The organism is Dietzia sp. CW19, from assembly GCF_014145265.1.
Taxonomy (GTDB): domain Bacteria; phylum Actinomycetota; class Actinomycetes; order Mycobacteriales; family Mycobacteriaceae; genus Dietzia; species Dietzia natronolimnaea.
This window is the reverse complement of record NZ_JAALEE010000038.1, coordinates 1-14,315: the sequence shown is the minus strand read 5'-3', so window position 1 is coordinate 14,315 and position 14,315 is coordinate 1. Positions and strand designations below refer to the sequence as shown.

Here is a 14,315-nt window from a genome sequence, read left to right as displayed (position 1 = left end):
TCGGTCCAGGGCGGCGGCGGCGAACGGGCCCACGATCGAGTACGGCAGCAGCATCACGGCGAACCCGCCCGCGATCGCCGCCGGTGTCGTGGCGGTCTCGGGGCTGAAGAGCACGATCCCGCCGAGCGCGGCCTGGTGGATCCCCTCGCTGAGCAGGGCGGCCAGGCGCGCGGTGGACAGGCGGCCGAGACCGTCGGACTCGCGCAACGCCGTGGCCAGGCGCCCGCGCGTCGGATCGGCCGGTCCTGCGGACAAGGAGGTCACGGGAGCCACCGTAGCGAGACCCGATCGAGGGGACGCGGATGTGGGCGGGCGGTGGCGCGGGCATCATGGGGACATGGACACGGGACCGGACGATCTGAGTGGCGGAGGCCTCTTCGGCGACCGCCTCTATGACGCGATGGACAAGCGGGATCCCGTCGCGGGCTCGCTGCTCATCGCGGCGCCGGACATGCCGGACCCCAACTTCCGGCGCGCCATCATCTACGTGATCGAACACGACCATTCCGGTTCACTCGGCGTGGTGATCACCCGCCGGAGCGACACGCCGGTCGAGACGATCCTGCCCGGCTGGGCGGAGATGTGTGCGCCACCGGCCGTGTTCCACATCGGAGGCCCGGTCAAGCCGGACACCGGGATCGCGCTGGTGGTGCTCGGGTCGGGCGTCGACGGCGAGATGCACCAGGGGTTGCAGCAGATCGAGGGCAGGGTCCACGTGGTGGACCTCGACAGCGAACCCGACCTGCTCCGCGACTCCGTGGAGGGGATGCGCGTGTTCGTGGGGTACACCGGCTGGGCGCCCGGGCAGTTGCAGGGAGAGCTCGACCGCGGCGACTGGTACGTGGCCCCCAGCCTGCCGAGCGATCTGCTCGCGCCGGCGCACGTGGACGTCTGGGGAACGGTGCTGCGTCGCCAGGAGATGCCTCTCCCCCTCTACGCGACCTTCGTGAACGACGGGGACGTGAACTGATCCGACCCGACCGGTCGGGTGTCTCATTATGTGAGACGAAGTAGTCAGATAGTAGGACCGCGAGTATTCTCCCGCTGGTGGACGCAGGAGCGAGCGGCGAGACCCGGGTGGGCCCACGACAGTGGGCGATCCTCGGCGTCGGTACGCTCGCCGCGTCCTCCGCCTCGGCGTTCGTGGCCGGTGTGGCCTTCCTGCTCCCCTACCTCCACTCGGTGGCCGGCCTGTCGCTCCCCGCCGCAGGTGCGCTCGTGGCCATGCCCTCGGTCGGGACCGCACTCACTCTCGTGGCCTGGGGCTGGCTCGTCGACCGCGCCGGAGAGCGGCTCGTGCTGGTGAGCGGATCCGTTCTCACCACGGCCGCCCTGGCAGGCGCTCTCATCACCCCGTCACTGACCCTCCTCGGCGTGTGCTTCCTGCTCGCGGGAGCGGCCTCGGCATCGGCGGCCTCGGCGAGCGGTCGACTGGTGGTGGGATGGTTCCCCGCTGGTCGACGGGGCATGGCGATGGGCGTCCGGCAGATGTCGCAACCCCTCGGAGCGGCGGTCGCGGCGATGTCCATGCCGGCGCTGGCCGCCTCGCAGGGTCTCCGGGCCGCGCTGGCGGTCCCCCTGGTCATGGCTGCGGTCTCCGCGGTCGCGGCGCTCGTCGTCGTCACCGATCCTCCCCGGCCGGACCGTCACGACCCCGGGTCCACCACACTCGCCACCTCGCCGTACCGGGCGTCGCGCTACCTGCACCGGATCCACGGCGTCTCGGTGCTGCTCGTACTCCCCCAGGCGCTCATGCAGTCGTTCATGCTCGCGTGGTTGGTCCTCGGGCACGGCTGGTCGCCCGTCTCGGCCGGCGCGGTCGTGACGGTGGCGCAACTGCTGGGTGCGGTCGGACGCATCGTCGTCGGCGTGATCTCCGACCGCGTGGGCTCGCGGCTGACTCCGCTTCGCGCGGTTGCCGTGTCGGTCTCGGTCGGCCTGGCGGTCCTGGCTGCCGCGGAGGTGTTCGGGGCCCCCGGTGTCGTCGCCTTGGCCCTCGCCGTGATCGCGACGGTCCTGTCCGTGGCGGACAACGGTCTCGCCTTCACCGCGGTCGCCGAACACGCCGGACCCCATTGGAGCGGGCGGGCCCTCGGAGTCCAGAACACCGCGCAGTTCCTCGCGATCTCGGCGATCACCCCGGTCTTCGCGGCGGGAATCGACCGGTGGGGTTACGGGCCGGTCTTCGCCGGGGCCGCGCTGGTGGCCGCGCTGGCCGTGCCCGTCGTGCCTCGCGCCGACCGGGTCCGGTGATCCCGACCGGTGTGCCCGGCCGTCACCCGGTGGCCGCGCCGGGCGCCGGGTGACCCCGGTACTGCCCCACCGACCACACGTTCCCCTCGGGGTCTCGGGCGGAGAAGGTGTGGTCACCGTAATCGGTGTCGTGCATCTCCATGACGATCTCGGCCCCCGCCGCCCGGGCGCGCTGGTAGACGGCGTCGGAATCGGCCGTCACCACGTAGGCGAGACCCGTCCCGGGTGGTGTGGCGTGCGGGTCGTCGTCCCCTCGCCCGCCGTCCCCGAGCATGACGCCTCCGCCCTCGGGCCAGAGCAGTTCTGCATGGACGATCCGCCCGCCCTCGGTGTGCGAGACGGTCTCGACGAAGCCCAGGGCCTCGACCAGCCAGTCGATCACGACCCGGGAGTCGGTGCAGCGGAAGCAGTGCCAGACGGTGGGCGCGGGTTCGGCGCCGGGTTCGTGTGTACTCATGCCGGTGAGTCTCCCCCGGGGTCGGGCGGCCAGGCTTGGATGTTTCGGAACTCCTCCTCGATCCAGTTCGTCGGCGACGTGCCCGCGTACCGCCGATAGGCTGCGTCGAGGTGGGCGTGGTCGGCGTACCCGTGGTCGTGGGCGAGGTCGGCCAGTCGGAGCCCGTCCGGACGTGGTCCCGAGGCCCTGCGGACGGCCTCACGCAGGGCCGAGTGAGTTGACTCGAAGCGCAGCAGGTCGGCGAGCGCCTTGGTCCCGATCCCCAGTTCGGCCCTGCAGAGCGTCGACAGGTGGCGGGGCGTCACCCCGACCTCCGAGGCCACCCGGGACACCCGCATGCGACCACCGGAGGCCTCGAGCAGTCGCCACGCGCCCACCACCTCCCGGCGCGGACCGGGTACGCGTTCGTACCTGTCCGCCGCCGAGGCCAGGCCCGCGGCCACGAGGTCGGCGCGGTCACGGGCGGGTGCCGAGGCCACCCGCGAGTGAAGCGCCCGGACCCGGGAACCGAGGACGTCTTCGCCCTCGTGCGTGAGCTCGGAGAGAGCGGACGCCGGCATCCCGAACAGGCGCCGCGCGGCGAGGGGATGCACCGCGACCTGGACGCCTTCCTCGCGGTCCGGCCGGTGCAGGTGGACGGGTCGGGTGTGGAACCCGCCGAGGCACACGTCGTGGCGTACCCCCTCCTGCCGGGCCCACTCCGCGAAGGAGTACGAGCACAGCAGCGGAGAGTCCGTGGCGACGACGAGGGTCAAAGTGGAGGAGGGCAGACCCCGGTGTGGTGGCCGCTGCGGCCGCGGGCCGGTCCCCTCCACGGCGTTCGAGATGAGCCGCCTCACCCCGGGCGGCCGAGTGGCCTCGCGCACGCTCACGCCACCGAGTGTGCCCCGAACCGTCGGGGGTGGCCAGACCCTCGCGGTCGCTACACTGCTCCGCGTGCCGTCCCCCCCCTCTACCAGCGCAGAGATCCGCAAGGGTCTGGCCGACTGCTCGACAGTCGGACTCGGCCTGGTCCCCCTGGGACTGGCCTTCGGGGTCCTGCTCACGCAGGCGGGGTTCGCGTGGTGGTGGGCCCCGGTGTTCTCCGTGGTGATCTACGCAGGGTCCATGGAGTTCCTGGCGATCGGACTACTCACGGCGGTCACTCCCCTGTACTCGCTGGCCGCGGCGGCGTTCCTGGTCAATTTCCGCCACGTCTTCTACGGGCTGAGTTTCCCGTTGGATGCCATCCGCTCGCGTCTCGGCCGCCTCTACGCCGTCTATGCGCTCACCGATGAGGTCTACGCGATCACCGCCACCAAGCGACGCAAGGAGATGACGGGGGCGCGGACGGTGACCATCTCCCTCACCTGCCAGACGTTGTGGGTGGTCCCCGGAATCGTCGGCGCGCTGGTCGGGGCTGCTCTGCCCGCCGGGCTGGACGGTCTGCAGTTCGCGCTGACCGCGCTGTTCGCCGTCCTCGCGGTGGACGCCTGGCGTGCCTCGGGAGACCTGCCGGCCCCCGCGATCGGCCTGGTGTGCGGACTGGTGGCGGCGTGGCTGGCCCCGGAGCAGATGCTGATCGTGGGGCTGTGCGCGTTCGTGGCCGTGCTGATCGCGCGGTACGCGTGGGCGACCCGCGAGGGTCGGGAACCGGCATGAACCCACCGTTGACCGGTGCCCCGGTCCCCGGGGCCGGCTATCTGCTCGCCGGGCTGGGGGTGATGTTCGTCGTGACGATGGCCCTGCGCGCTGCACCGTTCGTCGCGCTCACCCGTCTCCGCGACTCTCGGGTCGTGCGCTACCTGGGCCGCACGATGCCGGCCGGCGTGATGGTGGTGCTGGTGGTCTACACCCTGCGCGGCACCACCGCCGACCTCGGCTCCTGGCTGCCGGCCGGAGCAGCGCTGACCCTCACCCTGGCTGTGCACCTGGCGTTTCGGCGGGCGGCGGTGAGCATCATCCTGGGTACCGCGGCCTACATGCTGCTGCGGGCCTGGCTGGGCTGACCTCCCCGCGCGTCCCCCGATGCACTGCCGCGCGAGCAGGGGGGCAGGCCAGAGCTCACCGGGAGGAGCGGCTCCGCAGAACAACGGCGGCCCGGTCGTTCCCGTCAGGTCAGTGGGCCACGGGACAGGTGCCCAGGTCGACCTTCCACTCGGTCAGGCCGTTGAGCCAGCCGGACCGCAGCCGCGTGGGTTCGCCCAGTGCGGTGAGGTCGGGGAAATAGTCGGCGACGGCGTTGAAGATGATCTCGAGCTGCATCTTCGCCAGGTTGGCGCCGAGGCAGTAGTGAGGGCCCTGACCGCCGAAGGTCACGTGCGGGTTCGGATCGCGGAGGATGTTGAACGTGAACGGGTCGTCGAAGACGTCCTCGTCGAAGTTCGCCGACCCGTAGCAGATCAGCACGCGATCCCCCTTGGCGATGGACACGCCCCCGATCTCGACGTCCTCCATGGCGGTCCGCTGGAACTGGGTGATCGGCGAGGCCCACCGCAGGATCTCGTCGTAGGCGGTCTCGGGGCGCTCGCGCTTGAACAACTCCCACTGTTCCGGGTTCTCCAGCATGGCCACCATGCCGTGGGTAGTGGCATTGCGGGTGGTCTCGTTGCCGGCCACGGACAGCAGGGTGACGAACCAGCCGAACTCCTCGGGCGACAGGTGCTCCCCGTCGACGTCGGCCTGGACGAGCTTGGTCACGATGTCGTCCCGCGGGTTGGCGGCACGGTCCTCGGCCATGGTGTTCGCGTACCCGATGAGCTCCATGGACGCGATGGCCGGTGCGTCGGGGTCGCCGCCGGCGTCGTAGCTGGTCATGATGTTGGACCACTCGAAAATCTTGTGGCGGTCCTCCTGCGGTACGCCCAGCAGGTCCGCGATGGCCTGGAGTGGCAGTTCGGAGGCGATGGCGGTGACGAAGTCGTCGGCGTTCGACTCGGCGGCGGCGGTGACGATCTTGCGCGCCCGGTCGGCGAGTTCGTCGCGCATGCCGGCCACGCCGCGGGGGGTGAAGCCGCGCGAGATGATCCGGCGGTGCTTCTTGTGGATCTCGCCGTCCTCGTTGACCAGCATCGACCGCTGGGCCTCGATGATCGAGCGGTCGGTTCCCTCGGAGAACCGCGGGATCATCGTGTTCTCCCCCGCGGAGAACAGCTCGCCGGTGAGGCGCGAGATCTCCTTGACGTCGGCGTGCCTGGTGACGAGCCAGTAGTGGTCGTCGTCGAAGCCGTCGGACCCGGGACGCTTGTCGACCCGGTGGATCGGCTCGGACTGCCGCAGCTGGCGCCACTCCTCGTGCGGGAGTCGTTTCTCGAACAGGTCGGGGTCGGTGAAGTCGAATCCTGCTGGGATGGTCACGTTCACGATGTCTCCTGCGCCTCGTCCACCGCCGGTCGGCAGGTGTGGGAAAGGTGAATAGTGGTAACTATATACGCGTGGCACTGTCTGGGAGTGAGATTCTCGATCGCGCGTTGATGCTGGCCGAGGAGATGTCGGGTTCGATCGAGCGCGCTGCGGCGAACTACGGCCTCACGGTGCCGCGACTGGAGTTGCTGTTCGTCCTGGGGCTCGAGGGCGAGTGCAAGCAGGTGGAGCTGGCGACCTTCCTGGACTGCTCGCCGCGCCAGGTCACCGCCCTCGTCGACGGGCTGGTCGCCAGCGGACACGTGGTCCGGACCATGCCGCCGGACGACCGGCGGGTCCGTCTGGTCAACCTCACCGACGAGTCGCGTCGGATCGTCGAGGAGGTCGTGTCGGCGCGTGTCGCGCTGGCGGAGTGGCTGTTCGACGGGCTCGACGACGACGAGTTGCAGGCATTCGGTGCCGTCTCGGAGAAACTGGTCTCGCGAATGGGTGGACGGTCACTGAGCCGGCTGACCCAGCAGTGAGTCAGGCCGTGCAGGCCGCGCAGCCGGTGTCCTCCCGGGCGTACTCGACGAACCCGCGGGACAGGTAGTTCGGGATCGCGGCCGGGGAGTCGTCCCCGCACGTGTGCAGCCAGACCCTGCGGCACCCCGGGACCTGCCAGGCGATCCGGACGGTCTCGGAGAGGAACCATCCGCCGAGTCCCAGGCCGGCGAAGCGGGGGAGCAGGCCGAAATAGACGATCTCCACATCGACCCCGTCGGCCGGGTCCCCGTGGCCCGAGCCCGGCTCGTCCCCGCACGGGCTCATGCGCAACTCGGCGAACCCGGCGACCTCGCCGCCCCGGGTCGCCCGGAAGGTGGTGACGCAGGGGTCCGCGCAGTACGAGGCCCAGCGTCCGTCCGACCAGTCGAGTCGGTCGGTCCACTTCCAGTCGGCGCCGATCTCGCGGTACATCTGCGAGTTGAAGGCGGGCTCGGCCGGGAAGACCCGGGAGATCGTCAGGTCCGCGCGGCGAGCCGGGCGCAGCCAGGACGCGTCGGTCTGCTGCAGATAGGTCACGCTGGTCATCGCGCTATTCAAGCACCGTAACCCTGCCGCGACCCAACCGGTATCGGACCGGAGCGGGGTTGCCGATGAATGAGCAAGCAATGAAGACCGGCGGAAGCTTAGTTGACGTGGAACTCCGGAATGCCGGGGAGCTGGAGTCCATTGAGTAAGTTGGCTGATCCTGCGACGAGATCGTTGTGGCCTTTAAACGCGGCGTTTTCAACACCATCCATCACAAACGGGTTTGACACAGAGGCGGCGGCTCCCGCTCCCCCAACTACAGCGGCGGTTCCCGCTCCCAGTGCGATTCCTCCGACCAAAGGCGGAGTCAAACCGATTGCCGCAGCGGCGGCGGCCGCTGGCCCGAGGAGGACTGCGCCGATCAGAGCGAGACCTTCGATAATGCCCATTGTCTTGTCTCCATTCTTCAGGTGTGGCCAGTAGTCAACCGACTTGGAGCTGTCCAGGTCGAACTGGTTCTTGGGGTTTGAGCGGAATGAGTGAAACCTCGATACGCGGCGACGGAGCAGGCGCTGGAGCCAGAGGGGCAGCGGACATAGGTGCGGGCGCGGGAGGATTCGGCGGGTTGGCTTGCACCGGGGGCAGCGGTATCGGGACCTGGACCACTTGCGCAGGTGCAGCCTGAGGGGGCACTAACACGCCTTGGTCCGGCAAGTTCACCTCGCTGGAGGGCGCCGCGACCGATGTCGTGGCCGACATAGTCGCGCTTGTATTCCAGGGTTGAGCTGGGGGTCGGGGTGAGCTGAGTCCACCTTGGGACAGCTCGCTGGTAGCGGCCACGGATTCACCGGCATTGGGGGAGGCATGAGTCAGGTGGGCAAGTGCAACTCCGCAGGTGATGCCTACGAGCGAGAGTGCACCGGCGGCAAGCCAGAGGACCTTAGGGCGCGGCCCAAGGCCGTTCATCTCACCACCAGCCCCAGGCGATGGCATTGTTTTTCAGGACTTCCAGTTGATAGGCAGGCAATCCTGCATCGACGCCGAGCTCGTACTGAGTGCGATACAGATCGGTCGAGGCCGCTTGGGCACCCGGGATCATATTGATGACACCGGCCAAGGCGGCGTTGGCCATTACCCAAAGTGGGCTCGAGATGCTTCCGTAGAAGGGGTCCACATGTGCCTCCGTGCGTGAGGATCGGGTAGGGGTATGCGCCTCTTTATCGATACGCTCCGGAGACATTAAGCAGACGGCGACCAGAGCTCAATTGCTTCGTCGACTAAGAATGGGAACGCTGTTCCGGCGCGTTGACCTGCTGATACATCGTCAACATGGCTGTCATTCGAATCGCTGCTGGTAGGGCGGGGGGCCGTCTGAAGATCACGGGCTCGGGAACCCGGAGAGCATTCGCTTACCCCGCGTCGTCTGTGACCCGAAACACCCCGGACGCGTTCAGTTGCGGTTCAGCGTGACCTCCGTAGGGTCGCGGCCATGACCAGCGTCCTCATGATCCTGTCCGCCGCCGACCACTGGACCCTCAAGGACGGCTCCGCGCACCCCACCGGGTTCTGGGCCGAGGAGTTCGTCACGCCCTACGAGGTCTTCACCGGGGCCGGGTGGAACGTCACCGTGGCCACTCCCGGGGGCCGCGCGCCCACGGTCGACCAGGCCAGCCTCGGCGAGGGGGCGGGCGATCCGCAGACCCTCGAGAAGGTCAAGGCCTCGCTCGACCAGCTCGCCCCCGTTCTGAACTCGCCCGTCGACCTGGCGTCCGTGGACCACTCGGAGTACGACCTGGTCTTCTACCCCGGCGGCCACGGCCCGCTCGAGGACCTGGCCCGCGACCAGACGTCCGGGGCGATCCTGACCGAGCGCGTGAGCGCCGGCTCGCCCGTGGCCCTGCTCTGCCACGCCCCCGCCGCCGTGCTCGCCGCGTCCGAGGACCCGGCCTCCTCGCCGTTCGCCGGCTACCGGATGACCGGTTTCTCCAACGTCGAGGAGGAGCAGGTGGGTCTGGCCGCCAACGCTCCCTGGCTCCTCGAAAACAAACTGGTCGAGCTGGGTGCGGAATACTCCTCGGCCGCCGAGCCGTGGGGCTCGCACGTCGTGGTGGACCGCAACGTCTACACCGGTCAGAACCCGCAGTCGTCCGCCGAACTGGCCGAGCGGCTCGTCACCGATCTCGCCGGCTGACCTGTCTGACCGGCTCGTGATGAACCACGTCGTCGACCGCCACGCCCTCGTCGAGGGCCACCGCATCGCCCACGGCGTCGACGGGGCCGGAGAACCCGTGGTGCTGGTGCACGGGACCCCGTCGTCGTCGTACATCTGGCGCGACGTCGTTCCCCGACTCGTCGAGGCCGGGTACCGCACCCACGTCTTCGACCTGCTGGGGTACGGGCTCTCGGAGCGACCGTGGGACACGGGCGTCGACACGTCGATCACCGGCAACGTGTCGGTGCTCGAGGGGATGCTCGACGAGTGGGGCCTGGACACGTTCCACCTGGTGGCGCACGACATCGGCGGTGGGATCGCGCAGCGCTTTGGGGTGAGGTCCCCCGAGCGCCTACGCACCCTCACACTGATCGATGTGGTGAGCTTCGACAGTTACCCCTCCGAACGGACCCGCCAGCAGATGGCCGACGGTCCGGAGGCGTTGGCGAAGAGGCCCAACGACGAGCACCGGGAGCACTTCCGGGAGTGGCTGCTGTCGACCCATAGCGATCCGGCGGGCTTCGACCCCGAGGCGCTCCGGACGTACCTGGACTTCATCAGCGGACCGGTGGGCCAGCCGAGCTTCTTCCAGCACCAGGCGGCGCACTACGACCCCGTGCACACCATGGAGATCAGCGACCGGCTGCACACGCTGGGGGAGATCCCGGTCCAGCTGATCTGGGGTGCGGACGACACCTGGCAGATCCTCGACCGCGCCCACAGGTTGCAGCGGGCGATACCGGGCAGTGGGCTCCACGTGATCGAGGACTGCGGCCACTTCGCCCCGGAGGAACGCCCCGCGGAGGTGGCGGCGGCGGTGCTCGGGTTCCTGGGTCAGAGCGGCTCCTAGGGTCCGGCCGCCGGCACCCGTAGGTGCACGAGACCTCGCCTGGACCCACGGCCGTAACACTGACGAAAAACGCCCCTTACGTCCGCTTCGTAGGCTCGCCCCATCTAGAGACGCGAACCAACGTGTGAACCAACGTGAGGTGGAGACCGGATGACTCAGAACGCACTCGGCCGGGATGCCGCTGACAGCCTGGCCCGGGGGCTGGGCCGACGCCGATTCATTCAACTCGCCACCGCGTTGGGCGCGGCCGGAGCCACGGCAACCGTGGCGGGGTGCGGGACGAACCATGACAACGGTGCCTCGGCCACCCCAACCGGGATGCGGGCACCGTCGAGCCCGCTCCACCCGGGCGCCGGGGACATCCCGGGTGACCATTACCTTCCTTCCAGGACGGATGAGGTGCTGTGGGGGTACCTGCCGGGCACGAACGCCCAGCCGGTCCTGGAGATGGCCAGCGGAGAGACCGTCACGATCGACACCGTGAGCCACGAGGGGATCCTCGAGGACCAGGGCAGGGACCCGGTGGAATTCTTCGGAGGACACGGGGTCGCGGAGGCCGACATCCTCGAGGACGTCGTGGCGATCCCCCGTGACTACACGCGGACAGAGCGCGATTTCGACACCGACGGCCCCCATGTGGTCACCGGTCCGGTGTTCGTGGACGGTGCGGAACCCGGGGATGTGCTCAAGATCGAGACCCTCAGTGTCGTCCCCCGGGTGCCGTACGGAGTGGTGTCCAACCGGCACGGACGAGGTGCGTTGGGGTTGACCGGGGAAAACCGGGCTCCTGACGGCATCTCGCTCGACGAGGTCATGCCCCCCGTCGAGACGGACGGACGCGACAGTGGCAACCCGATGGACTACGGCAACGTCTCGGTCTTCACCCGGATCGAGGACGGCCACGGCGTGATGTCCGACGGGGACAGGGAGATCAGGTTCCCGCTCAACCCGTTCATGGGGATGGTGGGCGTGGCATCCGTCGACTCCACCGCGCTGAACGACGAGGACGCTCACTCCGTGCCGCCGACGATCACCGGCGGTAACCTGGACGTCGCCGACCTGGGCGCAGGTTCCGCGCTCTATGTTCCGGTGACCGCGGACGGCGCTCTCTTCTATGCTGGCGACCCACACTTCGCGCAGGGTCACGGAGAGGTGGCCCTGACAGCCGTGGAGGGCTCGCTCCGGGCAACCTTCCGCCTGACGGTCTGCAAGGAGGGGGACGGCACCGCGCCCGGTGTCGCCTTCCGGTACCCGTTCGGGGAAACGGAGGAGCACTGGGTGCCGATCGGGCTCTCGGACGAGCGCGGGCGGGCTGAAGAGGTGATCACCGGGGACCTCAACCGGGCGATGCGGCGCGCGGTGGTCAACGCTCTCGATTTCCTCGAACAGGACCAGGGAGTCAGTCGCGAGGTGGCGTACGCCTACCTGTCCGCCGCGACAGACTTCGTGATCTCGCAGGTGGTGGACCAGACAGTGGGGGTGCACGGGCTCATCCGCAAGGCTGACTTCTCCTGAGGCCGGGGCGGCGCGGTGGGGTCGTGATCGGCGCCGCCGCCGCGCCGCCTCACCCCACGCCCCTCACTCCGCCGCCGCGTCCTGCTCCCGCCCGTACCGCCCGGCCAGCCACGCACAGACGATCAGCTGGATCTGGTGGAACACCATCAGCGGTAGGACCAGTAGACCCACCGGCTGTCCGACGAACAGGACCGCGGCCATGGGCAGGCCCGTGGCCAGGGACTTCTTGGAACCGCAGAACTGCACGACCCGCTTGTCGCGCTCCTCGAACCCCAGCGCGCGGGAGATCAGTTCGGTCAATCCCAGCACGACCCCCAGCAGGACGCAGCAGGCGACGATCAGCCACGTCAACTGGGCGGGGCCGACCATCGACCAGATGCCGTCGGCGACCCCGTCCGAGAACGCGGAGTAGACGATCAGGACGATCACGGACTTGTCGAACAGGGCCAGGCGCTTGATCCGCTGCGTGACGGGCAGGACCCAGCGACGCAGCAGCTGCCCCAGCACGAACGGCAGGAGCAGCTGCAGGGCGATCGCCCCGACCGAGTCCCACGTGATGACCACCGATCCATCCGTGGTCATCAACGCGAAGACCAGCAGGGGGGTGACGAACACCCCGAGCAGGTTCGACACGGACGCCGAGACCACGGCCGCACTGACGTGACCGCGGGCGATCGCCACGAAGGTGATCGAGGACTGCACGGTGGACGGCACCAGCGTCAGGAACAGGAACCCCGTGGCCAGCGCCTCGCCGAGCACCGGTGTGAGCGCCCACCTGCCCAGCAGGCCGAACGCGGGGAACAGCAGGAACGTCGCGGCAAGGACCACCGAGTGCAGTCGCCAGTGCTTCACACCGGCCAGCAGCTCCCGGGGTTCCAACCGCGCGCCGTAGAGGAAGAACAGGACGGCGATCCCCACGGTGGTGACCCACCCGAGCGCCGTCGCCGCGCCTCCGGTCGCCGGCAGCACCGCCGCCACCACGACGGCGGCCAGGATCGCGAGGATGAACGGCTCGATCCGGAGGCGACGCAGAAAGCTCATCGACCCATTTCATCACCCCGGTCCGCGGGCGGTCCGCACGAGGCCCGCAGGGGCGGCCGATAGGCTCAGGTGATGACTGAGCGCGGAGGACAGGGGTGGCGGCCCAGGTCGCTGCGGGACGGTGAGGAACCGGACCCGCGGTTCACGCTCGCCAACGAGCGCACCTTCCTGGCGTGGATCCGGACGAGCCTCGGCCTGATGGCCGGCGCCGTGGCGATGGAGGCCTTCGCCGGCGACGAGATCCCGGAGTTCATCCGCACCCCGCTGGCGTGCGTACTGCTCGTGATGGCGGCATTGCTGGCGACCGTGTCGTTCCGTCGGTGGCTCCGGATCGAGGCCTCCATGCGCCACAATGATCCGCTGCCCGTCCCGCAGGCCTCGATCCTGCTGGTGCTGGGCATCGCGATCGGGGCTGTCCTGCTCCTGGTCGCGATCCTCGGAGGCACCTTCGCATGAGCTCCCCGCGGCGCCGGATCGGGGTGCGCCCCGAGGCCACGCCGCCCGACGCCGGGCTGCAGTCCGAGCGAACGAGTCTGTCGTGGGCCCGGACCTGGGCCGTGGTGACCGTCAACATCATCCTCGTGGCCAAGCTGATCGCGGAGACCTCGTGGCTGTGGGCGGCCGTCTTCTCGATGCTGTTGGTGGTCCCGCTCCTGGCGCTGCTCAGGGTGCAGCGGCACCACGAACGACGGGTGGGGCGCTTCGTCCGGGGCGGTGAGGTCCGGCAGACCCAGGCCCGCTACAACGTCGGCCTGGTGGCGATGGTGCTGGTGATGGCCGCGTGCGGGCTCACCGCCGTCCTGGTCCGGGTGCTGTCCTAGCTGTACGGACCAGCCGTACGGACCCCCGCGCCCGGACCAGGACCGGGTCGGATCAGGTGTTCTTGAGGCGACCGCTCAGGGCGTCGCGGAGCCGGTCGACCATGCCGACACCGGGCCCCAGCGTCATGTGGAACAGCTCGGAGTGCGGGGAACCGGGGTGCGGGCGGGTGGGGGCGATCACCTTGGCCGCCTCGACCTTGCGACCGAGGTCGACCAGATCCTCGGCGGAGACGGCTGCCCGCAACTTGGGGAACTGGTCGCTCTCCTCGTCGTCCGCGTGGTGATCGAGGAGTTCCTTGAAGCGCTTCACGGTGGCGATGAACTCGGCGCTCTCGGAGTCCAGGCCCTCGAGCTCCTTCATCACCTCTTCGATCTCCTGGTGCTCTTCCTTGTCGTGCTCGACCTCGTCGCCGCCGTCCGGGACCTCGCGCTCGTAGACGGGGTAGACGAACAACTCCTCGGCCACCGAGTGCCGGGTCACCTCGGCGATCACGGAGTCGGCCAGCGAACGGCGCTCCTTGGGGTCGGTGGTCTCCTCGATCATCTCGATCAGCCCGATCATCTCGCGATGGTCGGCGGTGAGGATGTCGACGACGTCCTTGTTGGACTCTGTCGTGGACTTCTGGGCCATGGCGAGCTCCTTCACGGTGTGGGTCGGATGGACCTCTGACCGTAGGCAACGTGCGGGAAGCGGGCCACCGGTCGGGCCGGGACGCGGGCCCCCACCCGGGCCCCCCACGCGGGCCCCACACAGGCCTCCCCGCGCTGCCCTACCGGGTGGTGGCGCTCTCCGATTCGCACATGCCCTGCAGG

General features: G+C 69.3%; 18 protein-coding genes and 1 pseudogene. 10 read left to right on the top strand and 9 right to left on the bottom strand.

The features are described from left to right. Nucleotides 1-264 (bottom strand): annotated as a pseudogene (locus tag G6021_RS01470) (hypothetical protein); the annotation flags it as partial. A gap of 73 nt (nucleotides 265-337) precedes the next feature. Between G6021_RS01470 and G6021_RS01465 the strand changes: the two are divergent. Together G6021_RS01465 and G6021_RS01460 are read left to right on the top strand one after the other, a co-directional pair. Next, nucleotides 338-970: a YqgE/AlgH family protein gene (locus G6021_RS01465; protein ID WP_179523990.1), complete on the top strand. Its 633-nt coding sequence runs from the start codon at nucleotides 338-340 to the stop codon at nucleotides 968-970. A 77-nt stretch (nucleotides 971-1,047) separates the two neighbouring features. Beyond that, a complete protein-coding gene (locus G6021_RS01460) occupies nucleotides 1,048-2,253 on the top strand; it encodes an MFS transporter (RefSeq protein WP_347238895.1) in 1,206 nt (401 codons plus the stop codon). A gap of 22 nt (nucleotides 2,254-2,275) precedes the next feature. Here the strand turns inward: G6021_RS01460 and G6021_RS01455 are convergent, their stop codons facing one another. Continuing rightward, entirely contained in the window at nucleotides 2,276-2,710 is a 435-nt protein-coding gene (locus G6021_RS01455) for a VOC family protein (protein ID WP_182638473.1), read from the bottom strand. After that, entirely contained in the window at nucleotides 2,707-3,582 is an 876-nt protein-coding gene (locus G6021_RS17815) for a helix-turn-helix domain-containing protein (protein ID WP_182640515.1), read from the bottom strand. Before G6021_RS17815 ends, G6021_RS01455 begins: the two co-directional genes overlap by 4 nt. Before the next feature lie 64 nt (nucleotides 3,583-3,646). On the opposite strand from G6021_RS17815, the gene G6021_RS01445 reads away from it, so the two are divergent. Together G6021_RS01445 and G6021_RS01440 are read left to right on the top strand one after the other, a co-directional pair. After that, complete coding sequence (locus tag G6021_RS01445) at nucleotides 3,647-4,351, top strand: AzlC family ABC transporter permease (RefSeq protein WP_182640514.1); 705 nt, start codon at nucleotides 3,647-3,649, stop codon at nucleotides 4,349-4,351. After that, nucleotides 4,348-4,698 carry an AzlD domain-containing protein gene (locus G6021_RS01440; protein WP_182640513.1) on the top strand — a complete coding sequence of 117 codons (351 nt, stop codon included), beginning with the start codon at nucleotides 4,348-4,350 and terminating at the stop codon, nucleotides 4,696-4,698. The genes G6021_RS01445 and G6021_RS01440 overlap by 4 nt, the downstream gene beginning before the upstream one ends. 109 nt (nucleotides 4,699-4,807) lie before the next feature. Here G6021_RS01440 and G6021_RS01435 read toward each other — a convergent pair whose 3' ends face one another. Next, nucleotides 4,808-6,052, bottom strand: a complete 1,245-nt coding sequence (locus G6021_RS01435) for a cytochrome P450 (RefSeq protein ID WP_347238894.1) — start codon at nucleotides 6,050-6,052, stop codon at nucleotides 4,808-4,810. 71 nt (nucleotides 6,053-6,123) lie between these two features. On the opposite strand from G6021_RS01435, the gene G6021_RS01430 reads away from it, so the two are divergent. After that, a complete protein-coding gene (locus tag G6021_RS01430) occupies nucleotides 6,124-6,576 on the top strand; it encodes a MarR family transcriptional regulator (protein ID WP_304816738.1) in 453 nt (150 codons plus the stop codon). A 1-nt stretch (nucleotide 6,577) separates the two neighbouring features. Here G6021_RS01430 and G6021_RS01425 read toward each other — a convergent pair whose 3' ends face one another. The 3 genes from G6021_RS01425 to G6021_RS01415 all read right to left on the bottom strand — a co-directional run bounded on the left by G6021_RS01425 (nucleotide 6,578) and on the right by G6021_RS01415 (nucleotide 8,195). Beyond that, the gene (locus tag G6021_RS01425; protein WP_179523986.1) at nucleotides 6,578-7,123 is read right to left on the bottom strand and encodes a GNAT family N-acetyltransferase; all 546 of its coding nucleotides are present in this window, start codon (nucleotides 7,121-7,123) and stop codon (nucleotides 6,578-6,580) included. 98 nt (nucleotides 7,124-7,221) lie between these two features. Further along, a complete protein-coding gene (locus G6021_RS01420) occupies nucleotides 7,222-7,512 on the bottom strand; it encodes a hypothetical protein (RefSeq protein ID WP_179523985.1) in 291 nt (96 codons plus the stop codon). Nucleotides 7,513-8,030: 518 nt separating this feature from the next. After that, nucleotides 8,031-8,195, bottom strand: a complete 165-nt coding sequence (locus G6021_RS01415; RefSeq protein WP_179523984.1) for a hypothetical protein — start codon at nucleotides 8,193-8,195, stop codon at nucleotides 8,031-8,033. Nucleotides 8,196-8,552: 357 nt separating this feature from the next. Here G6021_RS01415 and G6021_RS01410 point away from each other — a divergent pair, with 357 nt between their 5' ends. The 3 genes from G6021_RS01410 to G6021_RS01400 all read left to right on the top strand — a co-directional run bounded on the left by G6021_RS01410 (nucleotide 8,553) and on the right by G6021_RS01400 (nucleotide 11,640). Then, nucleotides 8,553-9,254, top strand: coding sequence for a type 1 glutamine amidotransferase domain-containing protein (locus tag G6021_RS01410; RefSeq protein WP_182638475.1), 702 nt, complete (start codon nucleotides 8,553-8,555; stop codon nucleotides 9,252-9,254). Between the two features lie 19 nt (nucleotides 9,255-9,273). Next, a complete protein-coding gene (locus tag G6021_RS01405; protein WP_182640264.1) occupies nucleotides 9,274-10,125 on the top strand; it encodes an alpha/beta hydrolase in 852 nt (283 codons plus the stop codon). A 150-nt stretch (nucleotides 10,126-10,275) separates the two neighbouring features. Next, on the top strand, nucleotides 10,276-11,640 hold the full coding sequence (locus G6021_RS01400; protein WP_182640265.1) for an acetamidase/formamidase family protein: 1,365 nt from the start codon (nucleotides 10,276-10,278) through the stop codon (nucleotides 11,638-11,640). 63 nt (nucleotides 11,641-11,703) lie between these two features. Here the strand turns inward: G6021_RS01400 and G6021_RS01395 are convergent, their stop codons facing one another. After that, nucleotides 11,704-12,681, bottom strand: a complete 978-nt coding sequence (locus G6021_RS01395; protein ID WP_182640266.1) for a bile acid:sodium symporter family protein — start codon at nucleotides 12,679-12,681, stop codon at nucleotides 11,704-11,706. A 72-nt stretch (nucleotides 12,682-12,753) separates the two neighbouring features. Between G6021_RS01395 and G6021_RS01390 the strand changes: the two genes are divergently transcribed. Both G6021_RS01390 and G6021_RS01385 read left to right on the top strand, forming a co-directional pair. Further along, nucleotides 12,754-13,137 (top strand): DUF202 domain-containing protein, encoded by a 384-nt coding sequence (locus G6021_RS01390; protein WP_182640267.1) that lies wholly within the window; start codon nucleotides 12,754-12,756, stop codon nucleotides 13,135-13,137. Further along, nucleotides 13,134-13,502, top strand: coding sequence for a DUF202 domain-containing protein (locus G6021_RS01385; RefSeq protein WP_182640268.1), 369 nt, complete (start codon nucleotides 13,134-13,136; stop codon nucleotides 13,500-13,502). The genes G6021_RS01390 and G6021_RS01385 overlap by 4 nt, the downstream gene beginning before the upstream one ends. A 52-nt stretch (nucleotides 13,503-13,554) precedes the next feature. Here G6021_RS01385 and G6021_RS01380 read toward each other — a convergent pair whose 3' ends face one another. After that, entirely contained in the window at nucleotides 13,555-14,133 is a 579-nt protein-coding gene (locus tag G6021_RS01380; protein ID WP_182615401.1) for a hemerythrin domain-containing protein, read from the bottom strand. Nucleotides 14,134-14,315 lie beyond the last annotated feature (182 nt).